The organism is Clostridium tertium, from assembly GCF_902652255.1.
Taxonomy (GTDB): domain Bacteria; phylum Bacillota; class Clostridia; order Clostridiales; family Clostridiaceae; genus Clostridium; species Clostridium tertium_A.
Genome location: NZ_CACRTO010000008.1, coordinates 216173 through 239268, shown reverse-complemented (window position 1 = coordinate 239268; position 23096 = coordinate 216173). Strand labels below are relative to the sequence as shown.

The 23096-nt window shown below is 28.7% G+C and carries 25 protein-coding genes; 4 read left to right on the top strand and 21 right to left on the bottom strand.

From position 1 onward, the window contains the following. Window positions 1–131: 131 nt before the first annotated feature. Window positions 132–551: an S-adenosylmethionine decarboxylase proenzyme gene (locus tag GPX08_RS03795; RefSeq protein ID WP_156625519.1), complete on the top strand. Its 420-nt coding sequence runs from the start codon at window positions 132–134 to the stop codon at window positions 549–551. A gap of 8 nt (window positions 552–559) precedes the next feature. Next, window positions 560–1402, top strand: coding sequence for a polyamine aminopropyltransferase (gene speE, locus GPX08_RS03790; RefSeq protein ID WP_156625603.1), 843 nt, complete (start codon window positions 560–562; stop codon window positions 1400–1402). A 125-nt stretch (window positions 1403–1527) separates the two neighbouring features. Here the strand turns inward: speE and nrdG are convergent, their stop codons facing one another. Further along, complete coding sequence (gene nrdG, locus GPX08_RS03785; RefSeq protein ID WP_156625518.1) at window positions 1528–2022, bottom strand: anaerobic ribonucleoside-triphosphate reductase activating protein; 495 nt, start codon at window positions 2020–2022, stop codon at window positions 1528–1530. A 12-nt stretch (window positions 2023–2034) separates the two neighbouring features. Then, a complete protein-coding gene (gene nrdD / locus GPX08_RS03780; RefSeq protein ID WP_156625517.1) occupies window positions 2035–4155 on the bottom strand; it encodes an anaerobic ribonucleoside-triphosphate reductase in 2121 nt (706 codons plus the stop codon). A gap of 416 nt (window positions 4156–4571) precedes the next feature. On the opposite strand from nrdD, the gene GPX08_RS03775 reads away from it, so the two are divergent. Next, the gene (locus GPX08_RS03775; protein ID WP_156625516.1) at window positions 4572–5882 is read left to right on the top strand and encodes an aspartate kinase; all 1311 of its coding nucleotides are present in this window, start codon (window positions 4572–4574) and stop codon (window positions 5880–5882) included. Between the two features lie 107 nt (window positions 5883–5989). Here GPX08_RS03775 and GPX08_RS03770 read toward each other — a convergent pair whose 3' ends face one another. From GPX08_RS03770 to GPX08_RS03690, 17 genes are all read right to left on the bottom strand, one after another. Next, window positions 5990–6469 (bottom strand): cupin, encoded by a 480-nt coding sequence (locus GPX08_RS03770; RefSeq protein ID WP_156625515.1) that lies wholly within the window; start codon window positions 6467–6469, stop codon window positions 5990–5992. A 63-nt stretch (window positions 6470–6532) separates the two neighbouring features. Further along, a complete protein-coding gene (locus tag GPX08_RS03765) occupies window positions 6533–6910 on the bottom strand; it encodes a VOC family protein (RefSeq protein WP_156625514.1) in 378 nt (125 codons plus the stop codon). 248 nt (window positions 6911–7158) lie between these two features. Further along, entirely contained in the window at window positions 7159–7539 is a 381-nt protein-coding gene (locus GPX08_RS03760; RefSeq protein ID WP_156625513.1) for an AraC family transcriptional regulator, read from the bottom strand. Window positions 7540–7648: 109 nt separating this feature from the next. After that, on the bottom strand, window positions 7649–7786 hold the full coding sequence (locus GPX08_RS03755; RefSeq protein WP_156625512.1) for a hypothetical protein: 138 nt from the start codon (window positions 7784–7786) through the stop codon (window positions 7649–7651). A 245-nt stretch (window positions 7787–8031) separates the two neighbouring features. After that, the gene (locus GPX08_RS03750; protein WP_156625511.1) at window positions 8032–8823 is read right to left on the bottom strand and encodes a DUF2837 family protein; all 792 of its coding nucleotides are present in this window, start codon (window positions 8821–8823) and stop codon (window positions 8032–8034) included. Between the two features lie 209 nt (window positions 8824–9032). Beyond that, a complete protein-coding gene (ugpC, locus tag GPX08_RS03745) occupies window positions 9033–10142 on the bottom strand; it encodes a sn-glycerol-3-phosphate ABC transporter ATP-binding protein UgpC (protein ID WP_156625510.1) in 1110 nt (369 codons plus the stop codon). Window positions 10143–10362: 220 nt separating this feature from the next. Beyond that, on the bottom strand, window positions 10363–11244 hold the full coding sequence (locus tag GPX08_RS03740) for a TIM barrel protein (RefSeq protein WP_156625509.1): 882 nt from the start codon (window positions 11242–11244) through the stop codon (window positions 10363–10365). Next, window positions 11241–12164 carry a hypothetical protein gene (locus GPX08_RS03735; RefSeq protein WP_156625508.1) on the bottom strand — a complete coding sequence of 308 codons (924 nt, stop codon included), beginning with the start codon at window positions 12162–12164 and terminating at the stop codon, window positions 11241–11243. The genes GPX08_RS03740 and GPX08_RS03735 overlap by 4 nt, the downstream gene beginning before the upstream one ends. Continuing rightward, entirely contained in the window at window positions 12157–13509 is a 1353-nt protein-coding gene (locus tag GPX08_RS03730) for an extracellular solute-binding protein (protein ID WP_156625507.1), read from the bottom strand. The genes GPX08_RS03735 and GPX08_RS03730 overlap by 8 nt, the downstream gene beginning before the upstream one ends. 32 nt (window positions 13510–13541) lie before the next feature. Further along, window positions 13542–14366 carry an ABC transporter permease subunit gene (locus GPX08_RS03725; RefSeq protein ID WP_156625506.1) on the bottom strand — a complete coding sequence of 275 codons (825 nt, stop codon included), beginning with the start codon at window positions 14364–14366 and terminating at the stop codon, window positions 13542–13544. Further along, window positions 14366–15214, bottom strand: a complete 849-nt coding sequence (locus GPX08_RS03720) for an ABC transporter permease subunit (protein WP_156625602.1) — start codon at window positions 15212–15214, stop codon at window positions 14366–14368. The genes GPX08_RS03725 and GPX08_RS03720 overlap by 1 nt, the downstream gene beginning before the upstream one ends. Before the next feature lie 43 nt (window positions 15215–15257). After that, window positions 15258–16055: a Cof-type HAD-IIB family hydrolase gene (locus GPX08_RS03715; protein ID WP_156625505.1), complete on the bottom strand. Its 798-nt coding sequence runs from the start codon at window positions 16053–16055 to the stop codon at window positions 15258–15260. Between the two features lie 16 nt (window positions 16056–16071). Beyond that, window positions 16072–16800: a UTRA domain-containing protein gene (locus GPX08_RS03710; protein ID WP_156625504.1), complete on the bottom strand. Its 729-nt coding sequence runs from the start codon at window positions 16798–16800 to the stop codon at window positions 16072–16074. A gap of 377 nt (window positions 16801–17177) precedes the next feature. Next, the gene (lepB, locus tag GPX08_RS03705) at window positions 17178–17774 is read right to left on the bottom strand and encodes a signal peptidase I (protein ID WP_156625503.1); all 597 of its coding nucleotides are present in this window, start codon (window positions 17772–17774) and stop codon (window positions 17178–17180) included. Window positions 17775–17777: 3 nt separating this feature from the next. Continuing rightward, the gene (locus tag GPX08_RS03700) at window positions 17778–18038 is read right to left on the bottom strand and encodes a GNAT family N-acetyltransferase (RefSeq protein WP_156625502.1); all 261 of its coding nucleotides are present in this window, start codon (window positions 18036–18038) and stop codon (window positions 17778–17780) included. Between the two features lie 9 nt (window positions 18039–18047). Further along, window positions 18048–18299, bottom strand: coding sequence for a hypothetical protein (locus tag GPX08_RS03695; RefSeq protein WP_156625501.1), 252 nt, complete (start codon window positions 18297–18299; stop codon window positions 18048–18050). Window positions 18300–18478: 179 nt separating this feature from the next. After that, window positions 18479–18934: a hypothetical protein gene (locus GPX08_RS03690; protein WP_156625500.1), complete on the bottom strand. Its 456-nt coding sequence runs from the start codon at window positions 18932–18934 to the stop codon at window positions 18479–18481. A gap of 134 nt (window positions 18935–19068) precedes the next feature. On the opposite strand from GPX08_RS03690, the gene GPX08_RS03685 reads away from it, so the two are divergent. Further along, window positions 19069–20598 (top strand): flotillin, encoded by a 1530-nt coding sequence (locus GPX08_RS03685; protein WP_156625499.1) that lies wholly within the window; start codon window positions 19069–19071, stop codon window positions 20596–20598. A 210-nt stretch (window positions 20599–20808) separates the two neighbouring features. Here the strand turns inward: GPX08_RS03685 and GPX08_RS03680 are convergent, their stop codons facing one another. Both GPX08_RS03680 and GPX08_RS03675 read right to left on the bottom strand, forming a co-directional pair. Next, entirely contained in the window at window positions 20809–21954 is a 1146-nt protein-coding gene (locus GPX08_RS03680) for an ABC transporter permease (RefSeq protein ID WP_156625498.1), read from the bottom strand. Then, complete coding sequence (locus tag GPX08_RS03675; RefSeq protein WP_156625497.1) at window positions 21929–23092, bottom strand: ABC transporter permease; 1164 nt, start codon at window positions 23090–23092, stop codon at window positions 21929–21931. Before GPX08_RS03675 ends, GPX08_RS03680 begins: the two co-directional genes overlap by 26 nt. Window positions 23093–23096: the final 4 nt, after the last annotated feature.

The following is a 23096-nucleotide window of genomic DNA, read 5'->3' as shown; positions in this document are numbered from 1 at the left end:
TAACTTTAAGTTTACTATTGCTAAACTTTTCGATATTTTTTTAAGGAGGACTTATGAGTGACTCATTTTTACTAGTTAAGTATCTATCTATTGGATAACTTAGAATTTTTATATTAAATGGAGGGATTATTATGAAAATTGAACAACTAGGAAGACATATTTTAGTTGAATATTATAATTGTGATAAGGAAATTTTAAAAGATCATGCTATTATCGAAGAACATATGAAAGAAGCTGCTATTGTATCTAATGCTACTATAGTGACAAGCTGTTTTCATAAATTTAATCCCTGGGGAGTTAGCGGTGCTGTTATAATCCAGGAATCTCATCTTACTATCCATACATGGCCTGAATATGGTTATGCTTCTGTAGACTTATTTACTTGTGGTGATACTGTAAATCCATGGCTTGCTTTTAAGTACTTAGAAGATGCGTTAAAAGCAGAGAGAAGTGAATCTACTGAAGTAGCTAGAGGCTTAGTTGATAAAGTTAAAACTTTTTCAAATGGATCCTATGACAATATTCAAGTTAAATACAAAATGGAGGTATAAGAATGGATATGGAATTATGGTATACTGAAAACCAAACTGAAAATGTAAATTTTTCTATGAAAGTAAAGAAACACTTATATTCTGAAAAGAGTCCTTTTCAAAAAATTGATATAATAGATACCTATGAATTCGGAAGAGTTCTTGTTATAGATAATTGGACTATGATTACTGAAAAAGATGAGTTTATTTATCATGAAATGATAACTCATGTTTCTATGGCTACTAATAAAGATATAAAAAATGTATTAGTAATAGGTGCTGGTGATGGTGGAACTGTTAGAGAGTTAAGTCGCTATAATACAATAGAAAAAATTGATATGGTAGAAATAGATGAAGCTGTAGTTAAAGCTTCAATGGAATTCTTACCTTTCACAGCAAATAAATTAAAAGATGAAAGAGTTAATTTATATTTTGAAGATGGTATAAAATTTGTTAAAGGAAAAGAAAACCTTTATGATTTAATTATAGTTGATTCTACTGATCCTATTGGTCCTGGAGAGGGTTTATTCACTATGGACTTCTATAATGATTGTTTTAATGCATTAACTAGTAAAGGTATATTGATTAACCAATGTGAAAGTCCTTATTATCCAAACAATGCAAAAGAAATGAAAAGATCATTTAGTAAGCTTAAATCTTTATTTAATGTTTGTGAAGCATATCAATATCATATGCCTACTTATGCATCTGGACATTGGATGTTCTGCTTTGCATCTAAAGAATTACACCCAATAAAAGATTTAAAGGAAGATTATTGGAATTCTCTTGGATTAAAAACTAAGTATTATAATACAAATCTTCATAAAGGTTCTTTTATGTTGCCTAACTATGTTAAAGATATTCTAGAGTAAAAAATACGCTGCTATGGCAACTCATTTTTTACAAAGAATTTTAGTATAAAATAAAAGTACCCTGTTTTTAAACAGGGTACTTTCATTTTATATACTTTAGAAATTCTTAATTTAAGATAAGCCTTTTATATTTCTACAACTGTATTTTCTTCTATACTTCTCTTTATATCTATAACTCTTTGATTAGATGATCCTCTATATTTAAGTGAAATATTTCTTTTTTCTATTTGAAATCTACCATCTATTAATACATCAGCATAGGATAATATATTTCTTTTATTAATATCTTCAATAATATCTTCATATATGTAACCTGACCAAAGCCATATGCTTTTATTGGTTTCAACTTTAATTCTCTTTAATAAATTAGGTAAATCCTCATCCATTACTTGATCCATTGGCTCTCCACCTAAAATATTAACTCCTACTACATTATCATTTTTAACAAAAGATAAAAATTCATCTTCTTTTTCTTTCGTCCATTTCTCACCATAATTAAAATCTTGTAAATCTTTATTAAAGCATCCTTCACAATTATTAGTGCATCCACTTACAAATAATGTAGTTCTAATACCTGGTCCATTACTTACATCAAATTTTCTTATTTTAGCACAATTCATACTAAATCATCCTTATAAATGTAATACTCTATCGCCAATTTCTGCAGTTCTACCTTTATTCCAGAAATTAGTTCCAATATATCCACAAGTTCTTCTCATAACTTGCATTTCTGCTTCATCCCTATTTCCACAAGAAGGACAATACCATGTTAAATCTTCATCAAGCTTAATTTCACCAGTATATCCACATTTATAACATACATCTGGTTTAGTATTGATTTCTGCATATTGAATATTGTGATATATAAAATTAATAATTTGCTCAACAGCTTCTAAATTCTTACTCATATCAGGAACTTCTACATAAGAAATACAGCCACCTAAGCTTATTCCATGGAATTGAGATTCAAACTTAAGTTTGCTAAATGCATCTATTTCTTCACAAACATGAACATGATAAGAATTAGTATAATATAATTTATCTGTTACATTTGGAATTATCCCAAATTTACTTCTATCTAATCTACAGAATCTGTATATTAAGTTTTCAGCTGGCGTTCCATATAAACTAAAACCTAATCCTGTTTCTTCTTTCCATTTTTGACAAGCTTCATTCATATGTTTCATAACAGCAAGTGCAAACTCTTCACCTTTTTCTGTTGTATGACTTTCTCCAAGCATAGCTTGAACCATTTCATGTATACCAACATACCCTAATGATAAAGTTGAATATCCATCTTTTAATAGACTGTCTATACTTTCATCTTTATCTAATCTAGCTATAGCTCCATGTTGCCAATGAATTGGAGAAACATCTGACTTCGTTCCAAGTAGCATTCTATGTCTTGTTAATAGAGATTCTTTACATAACTCTAATCTTTGATCAAGCATATCCCAGAATAATTCCATATCCTTATCAGCTATAATTGCTATTTGTGGAAGATTAAGACTTACTACACCCTGATTAAATCTACCATACCACTTGTAGTTATCATCCTTATCCTTCCAAGGTGATAAATGAGATCTACAGCCCATTGGTGGGAAGGTATTTCCTTCATAATTTTCTCTCATAATTTTTGCTGATTGATAATCAGGAACTAATCTTCTTGCAGTACATTTTGCTGCTAATTTAGTTATATAATCATATTTTCCACCTTCAAGACAATTATGCTCATCTAAAAGATAAATAAGCTTTGGAAAAGCTTCTCCGATTTCCTGACCTTTATAATTTTTCATTCCCTCTAATCTTTGTTTTATCATTTCTTCACAGATTAAAGCCATTTCCTCTTCATAAGGATGACCTTCTTCTATTTCTAAATAAATAGTGCTAAATGGTGCTTGACCATTAGTTGTCTGTAAAGTAGATAGTTGGTACCTTATTGTTTGAACACCATCTTTAAGTTCTTTCATCTTAGTATCTAAAGCTAATTTTTTAGCAAGATCTTCATCTCCTAGAAGCTCCATATAATGCTTAAATGCTTTTTCTTCTGTAATTTTCAAATATTTAGCTAAGTGTTTTACCGTAATACTTTGACCACCATATTGATTGCTTGATACTTGTGCCATAATTTGTGTAGTTACAGTACATGCAGTACCAAAAGACTTAGGTGTCTCAACTAATTTATCATTTATTACAGTACCATTTTCAAGCATATCCTCTAAATTAATTAAGCAACAATTAAAAATAGGAGATAAACTGTAATCCATATCATGCCAATGAATAACTCCTTCATCATGAGCTTGAACTATATGTGCTGGAATTAATCGCCTTCTTGATATATCCTTTGATACTTCTCCTGCTATTAAATCTCTTTGAGTTGCAGCTATTACTGAATTCTTATTAGAATTTTCTTTGATTACATCTTCATTAGTTTTATTTAAAAGAGATAAAATACTTTCGTCTGTTGTATTAGTATTTCTTTTGAATTCTTGTACAGCTCTATATCCTTCATAAGATTTTGCTGTTACTATTTGCCCGTAATGTACAAGTCTATCATATACGTAAGACTCTATTTTATGTATTGTTGGAGTTTCACCACTTTTGTAAAAGTATTTTTCAGCATCGCTAGCTATAATTTTAGCTATATCCCCTAAATAGATTCCACTTCCGTTTTTCATAGCCTTACTAATGGCTTCTCTTATTTTTCTTTTGTCGAAATCTACTATACTACCATCTCTTTTTATTACCTTCATCCAATTATCCACTCCCCTTAATATATATACTAATCAATTATAACATCTCTAATATTTATTTAATAATAACAAAAGCTTCATTATCTTAAAAAAGGGATATATATTTGAAAGTTTTCTTCATAAACTTAACTTTCTCTTTAATTATTATTTTTATATATTTTATTCTTTCCTGTTATAACTTGTTGAATCTTTTAATTATTATAATAATTATGTCTTTTCAATAATGTTTTAATTATACTTCTCTATACCCTTGGGATAATTATCGTATTGATAATATTTTTCATTATGAAGTTAAAATTTAATTTATTAGAATTGAAAAAATTAATAATTATCTAATAATTTAGTAAATTTCATTTGAGATTTTGTTAAAAAATTGCTAATATATAATAAATACAATTTATAAGGGGGCTATAAAATTGAATACAGTTGTTACAAAATTTGGGGGAAGTTCTTTAGCTGATGCTGATCAGTTTAAGAAGGTAAAAAATATTATCTTATCTAATTCTAATAGAAAGGTAGTTGTTCCTTCCGCACCAGGAAAGAGAAATCCTAAAGATTTTAAAGTTACTGATTTACTTTATCTTTGTCAAAGTCATATTGAATCTAGTATTCCACTAGATGATGTTTTTAACTTGATAGCTAATAGATATAAAAAAATAGTATCAAAATTAGACTTATCATTAGACATAGATATTTACTTAGACAAAATTAAAGAAGATATTGAAAATGGTGCATCAAAAGATTATGCTGCAAGTAGGGGCGAATATCTAAATGGTATTATTCTTGCAAATTATCTTGATTTTGATTTTATTGATGCTAAAGATGTAATTTTCTTTAATAAATATGGAAGTATTGATAGTGAGTTAACTTATACTTCATTAAGAAAAGCACTTGAAAATGGCAGAAAAGCTGTTATTCCAGGATTTTATGGTGCTGATATGGACGGCAACATAGTAACTTTTTCAAGAGGCGGTTCTGATATAACTGGAGCTTTAGTATCAGCAAGTATTAATGCTGATTTATATGAAAATTGGACAGACGTTTCTGGATTCTTAATGACAGATCCAAGAATTGTTGATAATCCAAAGCAAATAAGTAAAATTACTTATAGAGAACTACGAGAGCTTTCATATATGGGAGCATCTGTTTTACATGAAGAATCTGTTTTTCCTGTAAGAGATGCTGGTATTCCTATTAACATTAAGAACACTAATCGACCAGAAGATCCAGGAACACTTATAGTTAAAGATATGGAGCCTGATTTTAATAATCCTATTAAAGGTATTGCAGGTAAGAAAGATTTCACTGTAATATCTATTGAAAAAGCTATGATGAATTCAGAACTTGGTTTCTGTAGAAAGGTGTTATCTATATTAGAACAAAACTGTATTTCTTATGAAAACATGCCATCAGGTATAGATACAGTTTGTGTTGTAATTTCAGATTCACAACTTAAGAATAAAACTGAAATATTAGTTGATGAAATTAAGAGGACATGCAATCCTGATTCTATTTTAGTTCATCCTAATATGGCATTAATTGCAACTGTTGGTAACGGTATGTCTTCAAACAAGGGAATTGCTGCTAAAATATTCACTTCACTAAGTGAAGCTAATGTTAATATCAGAATGATCGACCAAGGTTCAAGTGAAATAAATATTCTTATAGGTATAGAAAATGATGATTTTGAAAAAGGTATTAATTCAATTTATAAAGCATTTGTCTAAAAGAAATTAATTAAAGGAGCTGCCACAGACAGCTCCTTTAAATTTATAAACTATATATAGAAAATATACCTATGTAATTTTCTATCTCATTATGACATAAATAAAAACTATCTATTTTCTCTTGTTAATTTAATAATTATATCTCTATAATCAGGATAAAGATCTAAAAGTTCTTTTCTAGTAAATAGCTCAAATTCATCATATTCAAATGCTGGTGATACCATACATCCAACCAAGGCGTATCCATTATTATTCATTGCTGAACCAAAAATGCATCCTTTTGGAACTAATACTTGAGGTTCTTCTCCACATTCAATATTTTTCCCAAGTTGTTTTGTTATTAATTTACCTTCTTCTGTTATCATATATATTGTTAATGCTTCACCATCATGATAATACCATAGTTCATCAGATTTTAATCTATGAAAATTTGATACTTCACCAGTCATTAATAGAAAGTAAATACTACTCCATAACTTCTTATCCGTCCTAATATTATCAGTAGATACAAAAGACTCTTTAAAATATCCTCCTTCAATATGTGGTTCCATGCTTAGATTTTCTATATAATATTCTGCACTCTTCATAATGCTCCCCCCTTTTATTTAGCTAAATAAATCAATCTTATCTTTAATACATCTATAGAAATTTTAGTCCTCTCTTACTAAGTATTGATTTCCATCCTCATCAAAGAAATTAAACATCGAACCATATGGCATTTTCATTATTTCTCCTACTTTTACACCATTATTCTTAATTTCTTCATAAGTTTTATCTATATTATCAGTACTTAAAATTATTGAAGGGTGCTCAACATTTGTATTTGGATTTTGTTTTTTCATCATTTCCTTATTATATAAAACAAAAGTTGTAAATTCATCTTCACTTGGACCTACTTCTATCCATTTCATATTAGGGCCCATTGCTTGCTCAAACTTTACTACAAAGTTTAATTTTTCAGTCCAAAACTCCTTTGCTTTTTCTTGATCGCTTACGTATAATGTTATTTTCCCTATTTTTCTAATCATTTGATTTCCTCCTAATTCTTTCTCTCTATATAATGATTCCGAACAATTCCACCCATAATATTTTTACTTTCTATTAATTTTCATCTCCTATTATCTCCTTTAAAAAGAGTTATTAATCCTCCTAAAATCCAATGAATAGTTGTAATAATAAAATTATGAAAGTATTAAAATTATGAAAGTAATTATATTATATAATTTGAATAAATAAATTCAATACTAATTTTCAATTTCATTAACTTCTTAAGAAATTAATTTATTATTATACTTTTAGCTTTAATGAAATCTTTAGGCGCAAACTTGGTATACTTCTTAAAAACTGAACAAAAATGTTTATATTCCCCGAAGCCAACCATATCAGCAATCTCATAAACCCTATACTTACCTCTTTCTTTTGACATCAATTCTATAGCTTTTTGTATCCTATATTTATTAAGCATATCCAAAAAGGTATATGATGTTTCTTCCTTAAACCTTCTGCTTAAATAACTTGGACTTACTCCAAGCTCATCTACTAGCATCTCTATACTAAGTTTTTCACTATACTCTTCTTTAATTTTATTAATTGCATACTTTACATAAGTATTTATTTGCTTAGAATCAATATATATTTTAAGATTAGCAAATTCCATATCTTCTTTATTAATTGTATAATTTCTTATATTTTCATAAGCTTTTCTTTCATCTATCTTTTTTTAATTTTTGATACTATTTTAAATAGTTCTTCCTCATTTATAGGCTTTAATAATAGTCGCTTACTCCTATTGATATTGCCATTTTTGCATAATCAAATTCACCATAGCTAGTTAAAATTATACTTTCGAAGTTTTCATTATTATTAAATGAAGACAACATTTCCAATCCGTTTATAAATGGCATATTGATATCAGTTATTATTTATGATATTGACACCTCCATTTTGTATGTGATAAGCTTTCTATGTCGTTACCCATACGACACACCTCCTATGATTAATTTGTTTTACGATTGTCAGTCGTTGCAATTATATCATAGGAGTTTTTTCTGTTCAGAGCTTAAGCCATTTTATCCACTGGCTATGCCAGTGGTTTTCAATACAACAAAAAAGATGATAAATAGAATTAATTATTTATCATCTTTGATTTCTAGATATAGTTCGCAATAAAAGCTATAATATGTGCAGCTGGTACAAATAACGCTAAAGCAGCAAAGGTTCCAACTACTTTACTTCCAACCATAGCTACAACGCAGCCTCTAAAGTCTTCTTCACTACATTTACCATCAACTACATCATCTGTCATAATAGATAGATGAGGATCAATAAAAATAGAGGTAAGTATTGTTGCTGTTCCATTAATAATTGGTGAAAGAGAAAGACAAGTAGCCCTTAACTCTGGTGCTATACTTCCAGCATAAATAGGTGCAAAGGCTCCAGCAGTAATTATTGCCACGGAAATAAAATTATAAAATAAAATTCTTTTAGGTAGGTTTTTAAAATTAATACTTGTAACACTTTCCTTAACAGGTATTGCTATACTATCCTTCATATATTTAATACCGGTCTTTGAAAAGCTATGAATAATTAGTTTAGGTATTGATCTTTCAATAGAAAAATGGTCTACAGCTTTACTAAACATCTTTTGAAATGTTGGTATTAAAAAAGCTCCAACAATAGATGCTATTCCCGAAATTATTATTATATAATTAAACACCATTACTAATTCATTACTACTTGTGTTGCTTTCTACAAACTTTGTTAATAATGGACTTTGAAATGTAACTGCTGTTCTTGACAATAACATTAAGACATTAAATACTGCAAAGGTAACTGCTATTTTCCCTGTTCTAACTCCAACTAATCTTACAGAGTAGGCTAAGGTTCCAATTATAGAAATTAAAAAATTCAAAACTAATACAATTATTATCTGAGTATCCATATATTATCTCCTCAATTTTTCATATTATTGAAAATTATAGTTATAATAAATTATACTCATTCAAATTCATTATTAAAATAGCATTTTAAAATTGTAATATTTTTGCAATAATTGCATTATTAATGTAGATAGTATTTATATACAAAAAGGGAGGCTTATACAACACTCCCCTAATTTAAATATATAATTATTAAAATAATATTATTTTATTATACTATAGTTAATTCTGTTTCTTTATCAAATATATGAATTGTTTCTTTGTCTATAGCAAGCTTTATAGTATCTCCAGGCTTAACATTGAAATTACCATCAAACTTAGCAGTAATAGATGAATCTCCAGCTTTTAAATAACAATAAACTTCAGAACCCATTAATTCATTAAAATCTACTAAAGCTTCAAAAGCAGCATCTTCATTATTATTTATAAATAAATCATCATTTTTAATATGTTCAGGTCTTATTCCAAGGATTACTTCTTTATTAATATATCCTTTTTCAGTAAGAACTGCGCAAGCTTTCTTAGTTAAAGCTACATGCATTTCAGAGTTTACTGCGTATAATTGTCCATTATCTTCTTTAATAGTAACATTTATAAAGTTCATTTGAGGTGAACCTATAAACCCTGCAACGAACATATTGCTTGGATTATCATAAATTTCTTTAGGTGTTGCCATTTGTTGAACTTCACCATCTCTAAGAACAACTATTTTATCAGCCATAGTCATAGCTTCTACTTGGTCATGTGTGACATATATAAATGTACTATTAAGTGTTTTATGAAGTTTACTTATTTCAGCTCTCATAGAAGTTCTAAGCTTTGCATCTAAGTTACTTAAAGGTTCATCCATTAAGAATACTTTAGGATTTCTTACTATAGCACGTCCAAGGGCTACCCTTTGTCTTTGCCCACCTGATAAAGCCTTAGGTTTTCTATCTAGTACCTTTTCTAAATCAAGTATTTTTGCTGCTTCTCTTACTTTCTTATCTATTTCATCTTTTGGAGTTTTTCTAATCTTTAATGCAAATGCCATATTCTCATAAACTGTTAAATGAGGATATAATGCATAGTTTTGGAAAACCATAGCTATATCTCTATCTTTAGGATGAATATCATTTACTAATTTATCTCCTATATATAGTTCACCTGAAGTTATTTCTTCAAGCCCAGCTATCATTCTAAGTGTAGTAGACTTACCACATCCAGATGGTCCTACTAAAACTATAAATTCTTTATCTTTAATATCAATATTAACATTTTTTACAGTCTGAACATTCTTATTATAAGATTTACAAATATTTTTTAACGTTACGCTAGACATATTATTCTCCTTAGTTTTTAATAATTGTTTATCCCATCGCTACCATTGCTAACACTCCCCCTTCTACAAGTGGGAGCTAAGCACTGCTACGCGCCTGGATTAGTTCTTCTAACCTTCAGGTGGAGTAGGCATCCTGTACTCTGTGAAAGTGATTCACACAAAATGCAAGATTTGGGTTCTCTAATTTTTAAGAAAACTCCACCTGAAGATAAGAATCACTTTATAACTTCATTAAATATTCACCAATTTCATAGCTTAGCCTTAAAGCTGCTGGTAAAAGTTCATCTGGAAGTCTATTTGCATAGTTATGTGCTTCAAATGAGAAGTCTCCCTTATAATTAATTTCTCTAAGAGTTCTCATAACTTCTTTCCACTCCACAGTTCCAAATAAAGGCATCACGTGCATAAGATCTGTATCTGTAGAGCTATGTGTATCTGATACATGAGTTGCTTTAAGTCTATCCCCCATATATAGAAGAGATTTTCTTTGGTCTTGCTTCATAATATCAGCATGCTCAAAATCCCAACAAATCCCTATTCTAGAATCATTAAATTCATCTACAAAGTCTACTAACTCTTCTGGCGTTGCACAATATTTACGTTTTGGAGCTATGCTAAAATCACACATATTTTCTAATGCAAGATCCATATTAAATAATGATGCATATTCTAATAATCCCTTAAAATACTCAATATTTTTAGCCTTTGAGCTTTTAACTAAATCCATCGCTTGAAAGTCTGTGTCTGGATGAGTTACACATAATTTTGATCCTAATATGCTACAACATTCTAAAGATCTCTTTGTAAGCATTTGATGATAATTATATTCTTCTTCAGATAAATTAGGATTTAAAAAGTTAAATGTATAACTATGGCACTGTCCAAATTCTACTCCTAATTTCGCTGCTGAATTAGCCACCTCATGAATCCACTTCTCCCATTCATCAGTTAAAAATGGAGAATGGGGAAGGGCCCAATCCCAGAAGTTCATATCAAATCTTTTAAATCCAGCTTCACTTGCTAATTCTAAAGTTTTAGATAATGGAAATACACTTCCATCCGGTCTATCACATACTATATTTGTAGATGTCGCTAACTTCATTTGTTAAATATCCTTTCAATTAAAATTTCTATAAAACTATCTAAATCTAATTCATATGCTGCATATATATTTGCTTTATCTTCATTTGAGTTAAATTCAATTATATCGCAATCTATTTTATCTTTATATTTCATAGTAACTTTACCTAATTTAAACTTAGCTATAGAGTTATCTATAATATAAGCTATAGGTAATGAGTCAACTAATAAACTTTTAGGAGTTAAGTTCCTGCTTAAATAGAAATTTTTAGCATGAATTAAATACTCTATTTTCTCACTTTTATTGCCCTTTTCTATAATTTCATCTATATATTCATTTTTTAAAGTAGAACTAACATCAAGGCCTAGGCTATACATAGGAATACCTGAGTTACATACTATTTCAAAAGCTTCTGGATCTACTAGTACATTCCATTCACTACGCTTAGCATTAACACTGCTATTTACTTTGTAATATCCAGCCATAGTTATTATTTCTATATTCATCTCCTTAAGATTAGGATACTTAATTAAAGCTTTTGCTATATTACTCATAGGAGCTATTGATATAATAGTAAGTTTTTCTTCCTTAAGGGCACTATCATATATAAAATCAATAGCATTTACTCTCTCTACTAATTTGTCACTTTTTCTAAACTCATATTCACATACACCATTTTTACCACAGTATTCATCTGTAAATTCAATATCTCTTTTTATTGGCTTATCTTCACCAGCAAAAACAGGAATATTTTTTTTATTACAAGAGTTTATTATGTTTAAAGCATTTTGAGTACAAATCTCAAGAGGGGAATTACCACTTACTGTAGTAATTCCTAAAACCTCTATCTCCTCAGAGTTTAATGCTAGCATTATTGCTAATGCGTCATCAGCACCAGGATCACAATCTATAATTACTTTATTCTTTCCTAACTTAGTCATTTCTACCTACCGGGTTAGCACGATAATAGACTTCAATGGATTTCGCTATTCCCTCCACTATTTCATCGTACGCTTCTTCCTTAGTTATTAACTCTGAACCAAAAGCCCTCATTGCATCCTTAATAATAATTCCTATTGCATTAGAATTTGGAGTAAATGATGGAACTACAGTATTTGGTGTATTACTTAAATTATTCATAGCATTTTGTAATCTTGGCTCTACTTCTACTGCCTTTTCGTACTCATCTAACTCTTGTACGTGTATATTAACCGGAGTATAACCCGTTCTTCCTACCCACTTTACTTGTGCTTCTTTAGATGCCATATAAGAAACAAATTCCCATGCAGCTTTCTTTTTAGCTTCACTTTCTCTATCCATTATATATAATCCTGAACCACTAGGGTATGCTCCTACTACATCTCCCTCATTTACTGTTGGAATTGAAGTAACACCCCATTCAAATGAATCTCCAACTAACTTTGCTATTGTTGGAATACGAGAGCTTGTCATTATTGTCATAGCATGAAGACCTTTTGAAAACTCTTCATTTATACTATCTGTTACTGGTTTATATACTCCAGTTCCTATAACTTTCTCCCACTCTTGTAAAAAGTTTTTAAGAGCTTCTTTACCTTCCTCAGAGAATTCAGTCATATGCTTATTATGACCACTTTCATTATTTCCGAAATATGTTCCATTTTCACCTTGAATTGATATAAAGCTTTCTAATTCATATTGATTAATAGCCACATTAAGACCATTTTCCGCTTCTGTTTTTTCTGATATCTTTATCATCATATCAGCCATTTCAGCTATAGTTTTTGGTGGCTCACTAAATTCAGCTTCCTTTAAATAATCCATATTATAATAAAGCATTAATGATGATGCTGTATAAGGTACACCTATCATCTTTCCATCAATTGATTGAGCAGTAACTGTATTTGCTATTAAATCTTCTTTCTTTATTGTAGATGATTCATTATTTATAAAGTCTTCTGCCCAAACTGTACGTTCATAATCACGTATCATATCTACATTTTCACCATATAACTGAATTACATCTGGCATATTTTTAATATCATCTGCTGACATAGCTGTCATTAAAGATGTTGTTCCAGGCCAGCTTTGGAAAACTCCAGTTACTTTTATGCCTTTTTCTTTTCCTATGGTATTGTTAAATTCATCAATTTGTTCCTTAACTATATCTCCAAAAACACCATCCATTGAATGCCAAAATGTTATTTCAGTAATACCATCAGAATCAGTCTCACTTTGTTTTGAACTAATCGAACATCCTGTTAATAATATTGATATTAACAGAATGAAACTTACTAATTTTTTCATTTTTTGTTCTACGTCCTCTCAAATCAATAGTTTTATTCTTTAACAGCACCTGACATCATTCCAGAAACAATTTTTCTTTGGAATAATATAAATATAATCACTGTTGGAATTAATGCTATTACTGCCCCTGCCATTACTGGACCAAATATAGATGATTCTCTATCCTTTAACATCGTTATACCTACTTGAATAGTACGCATTTCATTTTGATTTGTAACTAACATTGGCCATACATATTGATTCCACATGTTAACAAATGAAGAAATGAATATTGTAACTGAAATAGGTTTAGTTATTGGAATTAACACCTGAGTAAAAAACTTAATATTTCCACATCCATCTATAGCTGCTGCCTCTCTTAAACTCTTAGAAAAAGTTAAGAAATTTTGTCTAAATAAAAATATATTAGCAGCTGAAACTAAGAATATTGATGACATACCTAAGTATGTATTTACAAGACCTAACTTAGAAATAGTTTGGAAGTTAGAACCTATAAGAACATCAGGTGGAATCATAAGTGTTGTCATAGTTAGCATAAATAATACTTTCTTAAATTTAAATTCAAAAAATGAAAAACCAAAGGCTGCCATCATACCTATGATTACTCTTGAAATACTAACTATTAACGCTACTACAAATGAGTTAAACATATATCTAATTAAATCAGTTCTCATAAATGCTGTTATGTAGTTCTCAAATGTCACAGTATTAGGTAATAAATTAGGTGGATTTGATAATATATCCTCCGCTTCCATAAACGAAACAGAAATTGCATATAGTATTGGAAAAAGTATAATTAATGCTACAATTATACAAATAATTTGAATAAAGTAATCGTTCAATTGTTTTCTTTTCATTAATATTTTACCCCTTTCTTTTCCCAAGCAAATCCTATCATTGTGAATATAAACGTAATAATAAAGGCTATTATCGCTGCTGGATTAGCATCAGTAAAGTTTCCTATTCCTGTTATTTGATTATATATGTATTGTATTACTGTTTGTGTTGAACCATAAGGCCCACCATTAGTTAATATACTCATTAAACTCATCATCATCATTCCATATGCTAAATCTGTTATTATCAAATAGAACATTGTTGGTGATGTTATTGGTAAATATATTTTTATAATTTTTTGTAATGCAGAAGCACCTTCTAAATCAGCACTTTCTATTAATTCTTCTGGTACACTTCTTACAGCTGATAGCATAAAGATAAATGCATATCCTGTAGATAACCAAATTTGAATTATAGCTAGAGCTATCATTGCTACTTTAGGATCATTTAGCCATTGTACATCTATTCCAAAAAATCCATTTATAAATCCAAGAGATGGAACATATAAAAGTTGGAATATCATAGCTGTTACTGAAGAAGCCATAGCCATTGGTATTGCAAAGCTTGTCTCATAAAATACAGATGTTTTTCTCTTTTTATTAGCTAATAATGCTAGTAAAAGACCAAATACCTTAGAAATAGGTACTGTTAATATTACAAACCAAATTGTATTACCAATTGACTTTATAAAGTTTTCATCTTTTAATACATACTTGTAATTATTAAATCCTACGTACTCATGTAAATTTCCAAATCTATCTACTATAAAAAAACTATTTACAAGTGTTTTTATAAATGGATAAAATACAAATACCACGAATAGTAAAAAAGCAGGTGTTAACCATAAATATGGTTCTATCTTTTTTATAAAAGTCTTATTTTTGTTCATTCTACTTTTGTCACACTCCATTTTATAACTTATAGAATTTCTTAATTGCTTGTAGCACACCACCTGCATTAGGATAATCACATACATAGTCTGCTACTTCTTTTAGCTTTGGATCTGCATTTGATACTGCAACTCCAACACCAACCATATTTATCATCTCTATATCATTTTTCGCATCTCCTATAGCCATAATATTATTTAAATCTATATTTAAAATTCTTGCTATATTAAGTACACCTTCAGCTTTATTGGTAGATGCAGGCATAATATCTACAGATCTGTCATTATATTTAACGATATTTAACATATCTTTATATGGTTCTAATTTTTCTAATACGGAATCGATACGTCCCTCTGGCAATGGATCTATTATTAAGAGCTTTTGTATACTTGCAATATCCCATTCTTCCCCTTCAGGCTTATATATCTCCTCATATCTTCCAAACTTCTTAATTTGATTTCTTATGTAATCATTATGTCTGTATGATTTGTTTGATATACCATCACTAGTTACAATTACCATTTCAAGCTCATCAGCATATTCTATAGCTTGTCTTAAAATACTAGCCTTCATTGTAGTCTCCCATAAGAAATCACCATCTTTTACAGCTCCTGCTCCATTATTTACAACTATAGGTAAATCCACTTCAAATTCATTAATGAAATCATGAACCTCGTCATAACATCTCCCAGTAGCTAATGTAAAAGGTATATTATTTTCTTTTACAAAGTTCTTAAGCTTATTAAACTCTTCTTTTAACTCTTCATTTGTATCTATTAAAGTTCCATCAATATCGCTTACTATAAGCTTAATATCCATACTATTACCTCCTCTTCTATGATGTAAAAGTTCTTACTTTAAGCCCTTTAATATCAGAGCACTCATAGTCCTCACAATATTCCATCACTATATTTTCTTCTGTATACGTAACTCTTTTAATAAATAATATTGGTTCACCTTCTTCAATTGGTAGTTTTCCCTCAATCTCCTTTGGACAAGAAATTGCTCGTATTTCTTCATCAGAATACTTTGGAATTAAATTAGACTTCACTTTCAACAATTCAAATAAAGATCTATTATTTAAATTCTCAAATTTAAAATCTATCTCAGGAACTAACTCACAATTAATATAACTAGTTTGGTAGTTTTCTGCTATTCCATCCACCTTTCGTATTCTTTGTATTCTTACTATTTCATCACCTACATTTATTTGTAGTTGTTTTGCAATTTTACGGTCTGCCTTTTGATAAACTAGGGTATCAACCACCGTTTCAAATTTATGAGTTTTTCTACGTGGTGACTCACTAAATGACAGCTTTCTTCTTTCACGATCTTTATTATTACGCATTTTACTTACAAAGGTTCCCTTACCTTTTTCAGTATAAAGTACTTGCTTTTCTACTAAGTCATCAATAGCTTTTCTAACAGTTGCCCTACTTACATTAAACTTTTTTGCATAATAGTCTTGTCCATTAATCATGTCCCCACTCTCATAAACTCCACTATGAATATCCTGTATTATGCTTTCTCTAATAATTTTATATACTGCTATACTTTTAGACATTAACTCAAATCCCCTCTTAAACTAATATAGAATACCTTACCAGTTTAAAAACTGTTTTGTTTATAACATGGCGTGCCATGTTATAGCAAAAAACATTCTAATATGTACAGCCATATTCCGATAAAAATTTTATCAGATGGCGTGCCATGTTGTTATTGAAATAACCCCCTTAAATGTGAATCATTTATTTCGTTAAGTTACTATAATATAATACCATCCTTTTTTACAAAGTACATTAATTCTATGTAAATTTTTTAATTTATTTTAATAAAGTTATCATTACAAGTAAAATCAAATTGAACTAAATCTTTTTTATTCAACATAAAAGAAAATTTAGTTCAATTTGATATTGTAATTTATAAAATTAATATTCATTTTTATTCTATAGTTCCAAATTTATCTAAAGGAGCTATTCTAAGTAAAGCTCTTCCTTCAACTTGATTTATTTTAATCACTCCAAAACTTCTACTATCTTCACTAACTTCCCTATTATCACCTAATACGAATAATTCATTTTCATTTACTTTTAATGGAAGAGAGAGGTTTTTATTATAAGTTTCACCTTTTGCATAGGCTTCATCTAATTTTTCACCATTTACATATACATAACCATTCCTTATATCAACTTCATCTCCTGCCACTCCAATTACCCTTTTCACATATCTTACTCTTGTATCTGTAATCTGTTTTAATGAAGCAACTTCTTTCATAAATATATAGCTTTCTTCTAGAACATTTCCTTTTTCCCCATTGTTAATAAAAACTATTATATCTCCCCTTTGTGGATTTTCAAAATTATAACTAAGCTTATCTAACAATAGTCTTTCATCACTATAAAGGGTATTTTCCATAGATTCATGTTCTACTCTAGCCATAGCAAAAACCTTAGTATTTATTAATGATGCTACTATTAAACTTCCTACTACAGTAATAGCAATACCTCTAGATTCTTTTATTAATGTTTTAAATTTCAATTATCATCCCTCCATAAATTCTTTCTTTAAAATAGACATTATATATACATTATGAAATTCATTATTCATATATAATGCCTCTCTCTTTATTCCCTCTTCTTTAAACCCAGCTTTTTCATACATTGCTTTAGCTCTTGGATTGTAATCAAAAACTTCTAGCTCTACCCTATGTAAATTCATTTCATTAAATGCAACTTTTAAAGCTTCCTTTGTAGCTTTATAACCAATTCCCTTATTAAAATTTTCTTTATTAAATATGGCAATTCTAAAGCCTCAACTTCTATATTCATCATCTATATCCATAAGAACTACTTCACCTAATATATTATTTTCCTTACTAAAAATAAGAAAATGCCTTCTTTCATCATCGCTAGCACTTTTCTCTATAAAAGTTGTTATTTCTTCTTTAGTTGGATAGTGTGTAGTCCCTGTATAATAGAACATATCTTTATCTGGTTTTTTAAATCCAACTTCCCAATATTCATCTGTATCTTCTATTCTTAATAGCCTTAAGTTTATATCCATCTTTACTCTCCTATTTTAAACTCTCTTTCATTTAAAACTGTTTTTATTGACTTCTTTATGCTATTTTCTACATCTTCCATACTTTCTTTTATTGCATTTTTCACTGCAAATTTAATTATAAAATATAATGTAATAGCTGGTATTGTATAAACTAATATCATTGCAATTATTCCCATATATTATTCCTCCTTAATCTCAACTCCACCCTTAATATCATTTATTAATTCATTTATATTTGTTTCTTCTACAATTTTATAAATTGTAGTTTTGTACCTTCCATTTTCACTACCATAAAACTTTAAATATTTATTATCAAAAATTGTGAAGCCTAACTTTTCTGAAAAGTTTTCTGAATACATTCTAACTTCAGTTTCACTTTTTATATCTTCTCTAATTTTACCTTCTTTTATTTTTATATTTTTTAGTTTATCTATAAAAATATTTATTTCGTTTTTATCCTTGAATTTATATTCTTTGTTATTAACACTTATATTTATAATTGAAAATTCTGCATTATTATATTTATCAAGAACTAACTCGTAAATAGTCCCACTTCTAGGGAATATAGCATAAATGTATAACCCTACAGAAATAATCAATACTGATATTATAAAATATTTAATTTTAAACTTCATATTACTCTCCTTTCTTCTTAATGATTATTATACACTATTATTTATACTTTTTAGATTTTCCTTTATTTGTTTTTGGTAATTTTTATAAATTTATGATAAAATTGTATTGATAATTTATAATTGGGAGGATACTTATGGATAATGTTTTAAGTACTATTATGGAGTATTTACCTTATATTGTTATTGCTTTAGTAGTAATAATATTATTCTTATCTTTCTGGAAGAGGGTTCCAGCAGATAAGGCTATGGTAATTACGGGATTAAGAAAAAGAGTTCTATTAGGAAGAGGAGGATTAATGATTCCCCTATTAGAAACATCTTCAACTATTTCATTAGAAAATATATCTATGACTACCGATGTAAGTGAGGCACCTGCTAAACAAGGTATATTTGTTAATATCGTTGGTACTGCTGTTGTTAAGGTTAGAAACGACGCTGAAAATGTTTTAAAAGCAGTTGAGCAGTTTTCTAATGGAGGTGAAAAAAATACTGTTAATGTTATTAGAACTATAGTTGAACAAATATTAGAAGGTAAACTTAGGGGGATAGTATCTACTTTAACAGTAGAACAAATTAATGAAGACAGATCATCTTTTGAACAAAGAATTGAAGATGATATTAGAAATGAACTTGGTTCCATGGGATTAATGCTAATTTCTTATACAATATTAAAAATTAGTACTCAAGGAGGATACTTAGAAAATAGAGCTAAGCCTCAAATTGCAGCTGCTAAGTCCGAAGCAGATATAGCAGAAGCTGAAAGAAAAAGAGATACTGAAATAAAAACTGCCGTAGCTACTAGAGAAGGACAAAAGGCAAAGCTTGAATCTGAAACAGAAATAGCTCAAAGTGAAAGAGATAAAAAAATCAAGCTGGAATCTTTTAGAGCAGAGCAAGATAAAGCAAAGGCTAATGCTGACGTAGCTTATAAATTACAAGAAGCTGAAAATAATGCATTATTAGCTGAACAACAAGCTTCTCTTGCAGAAAAGGAAGCTATAGTTGTAGAAAAGAAATTAATTGCTGAGGTTAAGAAGCCTGCAGATGCTAAGAAATATGAAGTAGAAGTTGCTGCTGAAGCTCATAAGATTCAAGCAATTAGAGAGGCAGAGGCTGAAGCTGAAGCTATAAGAGTAAAGGCAAAAGCTGAAGCTGATGCTAAAAAATTACAAGCCCTTGCTGAAGCTGATGCTATAAGAGCAAAAGGACTTGCTGAAGCTGAAGCTATCAAAGCTAAGGGGCTTGCTGAAGCTGAAGCTAAAGATAAATTAGCTGAAGCTATGGCTAAATACGGTGAGGCTGCTATTGTAGAGATGGTAGTAAATAGATTGCCAGATGTAATGAAGGAAGTTGCAAGTCCTCTAGAACAAATTGATAAATTAACTGTTATAGATAATGGTGGAAATCAAGGGGCTTCAAAGGTTTCAAAAATTGTAACTGATGTAGCAGCTAATGGCTTTGAAGTATTAAAGGATTTAACAGGTATAGACTTATCAAGTACTTTAAAAGACTTTCTTAATAAGGATAAACTAAATATAAATCCTTCTTCCATAATAAATGAAGTTTCATCTAATTTATCAGAAAATAAAACAAACTATAAAGCTACTTCTCTAAATGATGAAGATGCTATAGATATAACTAATATGGATAAAATAGATGATTAAAATTTTATAAAAGCTAATAATAAGAAGTTTTAAAACCTTACAAAAACTATTAATTAGAGGATTCATCTGAATCCTCTAATTAATTTAATTCCAAAACTCTCCAAGGAGCTTTTTCTCCCCCTTCCCCCTTCTCCCTTATCTCTTACCTATTATTTTTTCACTCTTTCATTTTTTCATTACTTAATTCTTTTATTGTGCGTCAGCACACATCTAGTTTACTAAAATTTTCTTTTCTTCCTTTCCAGTCTTGTATGCTCCTACAACAAAGAATGCTACTGCAAATAATATAATAATTAATAAATAATTATATATTTCATTAACTTGAGCTCCTTGCTGCAAAGCATTTATAGATTCCATGGCCCACCTTACCGGTGTAAAATAAGATATTTTTTCTATTAATGGTGGTATTATTTCTAAAGGTACAAAAGCTCCTCCAACCATTAAGAAAAACATATTAGCAAAGTTAAATATATTAGAGGCTTCTGTTCTATTCTTTGCAAAGGCACTACAACATAAAGCTAAGCTTACTGAAACTAATCCTACTAAAGCTAATATTACAAATAATTGAATATTACTTAGCCCTGTTTCAACATTAAGAATATTTATACTTACAATCCCTAAAACTACTTGTATAAGTATAGAAATATATCCACTTATAATATCAGCCAAGTAGTACTCTGATGATTTGACTGGAGCCATAAATATTCTCATATATATATTTTCACTTTTTTCATCAAATATTCTATAAGCAGTTTTCATTCCTCTAATAAGCATAAACATAATTAAAAAGCCTATAAACATTTGACTAGAAGAATATTCTTTATATAAATCATTTAAACTTTCTTTAGTAATATTTACGTAAGTACTATTACTATAATTAATTAACCCTCTATAATAAACTTCTTTATCTTTATTACTAGCTAAAGAAATATCTCTTATATTCAACATTTCTCTATTAAGAAGTTCCTTTATCAAGTTTCCTACTCCATCATTTTCAACTGATGTAACATTAATTTCATCTTTTCCACTAAGTATAATATTATTTTCAAAACCTTTATTAAATACAATAGCCACATCTATGGCCTTTTCAGAAAATAAATTATCAATACTATCCTCATTTATATCATTAACATTATAACCATTCTGCTCTTTTAAAAAATCAACTATTACTTTAGTAGTTTTGCTACTATCATTATCTACTATTCCTATATTTAAGTATCCTGAATTACCACTTATTATTTTTAACATAAGAAACAATATTAAAATAGGAGCAAACAATGAAACTAAAAAACTAAATGGATTTTTTAATATATCTATTTTCAAATTATTTTTAATTAACACTAATATATTTTTCATTGTTACTCTCCTCTCTCTTTGAAATAAAGAAAATTAATATAATTAATATAACCAATACTACAATTCCAAAAATCATCCAATTAACTAACAAACTGTTATCATTTGAATATATACTTCTAAAAATACTTCTATTAAACCATCTCAATGGAGATATCTCTGTTATTAAGTTGAAAAGTCCATCAATTTCTCCATATATAGCAATATAACCTCCTCCTAGAAATGTTAAAGCAGGAATAATTATATTTTGTACAAGAGTATTTGCAACTTTATCATCTTTCAAGATTATTTCTATTAACACCCCTATTCCATTTACAATTATTAAGAAAGGTATCATGGCTAATGGCATTATTAATAAATTATCACCATAATTTATATCAAATAAAATATTACTTAATATATAGTTAATTAAAGCTACACAATATGAGAAAATGAAGAATCCTATAAATGATGATAAATAATATTTATTTAAAGATAGTCCTGATAACTTTATTCTATCTTTAATATTATTTAATTTATCTTCCTTTAAGAAATATAAAGGATAACTTATAAAGTAAAACATCATAAGCCCTATTTCTGCAACTCCATAATAATCCATAGAATTCGGGGTTTTTTCATAAGGTATATCATCCGATTTAATAAAGCTTGTATCTTCATTACTGTTAATTATTTCTCCTGCCTTCATAGGGTTAATTTCATAGACTTCAGTTACTGCATTGTATCTATCTGTAATGCTCTCTAATATACCGTAAACTAAAGAATTCTTAATAAATGATTCATCATTAGAATAAACCTCTATAGTATCACCCTTTAAGTGTAATAATACAGCTCGATTAACTCTTACTTCTTTTTTTCCCTCATCAATATTATCTATTTTTTTTATACTTATATCTTCTATATCCTTACTTTCCTCTACTACATTTTTAAAAGTATCAAAAACCTCATTTATTTTTTCATCACCTTCATTAAGGTAGTATATATTAAAATCTCCTACAAATACCGACTTATTCATACTATCAAAGTAAGATGATAAAGTACCCCCAACAATGAAAATTAGAAATAGAGGGAAGAGTATCATAAAAAATAGATTTTTTCTATCTCTAATGCAATTTAAAATTATTGCCTTAATTACTGCTATCATACCA

Coding starts and splice junctions, on each gene's coding strand:
- nrdG (WP_156625518.1), bottom strand. CDS start 2,022: ATGAATTGTGCTAAAATAAGAAAATTTGATGTAAGTAATGGACCAGGT.
- GPX08_RS03715 (WP_156625505.1), bottom strand. CDS start 16,055: ATGGATATTAAGCTTATAGTAAGCGATATTGATGGAACTTTAATAGAT.
- GPX08_RS03795 (WP_156625519.1), top strand. CDS start 132: ATGAAAATTGAACAACTAGGAAGACATATTTTAGTTGAATATTATAAT.
- ugpC (WP_156625510.1), bottom strand. CDS start 10,142: ATGTCTAGCGTAACGTTAAAAAATATTTGTAAATCTTATAATAAGAAT.
- speE (WP_156625603.1), top strand. CDS start 560: ATGGAATTATGGTATACTGAAAACCAAACTGAAAATGTAAATTTTTCT.
- GPX08_RS03685 (WP_156625499.1), top strand. CDS start 19,069: ATGGATAATGTTTTAAGTACTATTATGGAGTATTTACCTTATATTGTT.
- GPX08_RS03730 (WP_156625507.1), bottom strand. CDS start 13,509: ATGAAAAAATTAGTAAGTTTCATTCTGTTAATATCAATATTATTAACA.
- nrdD (WP_156625517.1), bottom strand. CDS start 4,155: ATGAAGGTAATAAAAAGAGATGGTAGTATAGTAGATTTCGACAAAAGA.
- GPX08_RS03765 (WP_156625514.1), bottom strand. CDS start 6,910: ATGATTAGAAAAATAGGGAAAATAACATTATACGTAAGCGATCAAGAA.
- GPX08_RS03750 (WP_156625511.1), bottom strand. CDS start 8,823: ATGGATACTCAGATAATAATTGTATTAGTTTTGAATTTTTTAATTTCT.
- GPX08_RS03770 (WP_156625515.1), bottom strand. CDS start 6,469: ATGAAGAGTGCAGAATATTATATAGAAAATCTAAGCATGGAACCACAT.
- GPX08_RS03675 (WP_156625497.1), bottom strand. CDS start 23,092: ATGATAGCAGTAATTAAGGCAATAATTTTAAATTGCATTAGAGATAGA.
- GPX08_RS03740 (WP_156625509.1), bottom strand. CDS start 11,244: ATGAAGTTAGCGACATCTACAAATATAGTATGTGATAGACCGGATGGA.
- GPX08_RS03760 (WP_156625513.1), bottom strand. CDS start 7,539: ATGGAATTTGCTAATCTTAAAATATATATTGATTCTAAGCAAATAAAT.
- GPX08_RS03690 (WP_156625500.1), bottom strand. CDS start 18,934: ATGAAGTTTAAAATTAAATATTTTATAATATCAGTATTGATTATTTCT.
- GPX08_RS03695 (WP_156625501.1), bottom strand. CDS start 18,299: ATGGATATAAACTTAAGGCTATTAAGAATAGAAGATACAGATGAATAT.
- GPX08_RS03755 (WP_156625512.1), bottom strand. CDS start 7,786: ATGCCATTTATAAACGGATTGGAAATGTTGTCTTCATTTAATAATAAT.
- GPX08_RS03725 (WP_156625506.1), bottom strand. CDS start 14,366: ATGAAAAGAAAACAATTGAACGATTACTTTATTCAAATTATTTGTATA.
- GPX08_RS03680 (WP_156625498.1), bottom strand. CDS start 21,954: ATGAAAAATATATTAGTGTTAATTAAAAATAATTTGAAAATAGATATA.
- GPX08_RS03735 (WP_156625508.1), bottom strand. CDS start 12,164: ATGACTAAGTTAGGAAAGAATAAAGTAATTATAGATTGTGATCCTGGT.
- GPX08_RS03710 (WP_156625504.1), bottom strand. CDS start 16,800: ATGTCTAAAAGTATAGCAGTATATAAAATTATTAGAGAAAGCATAATA.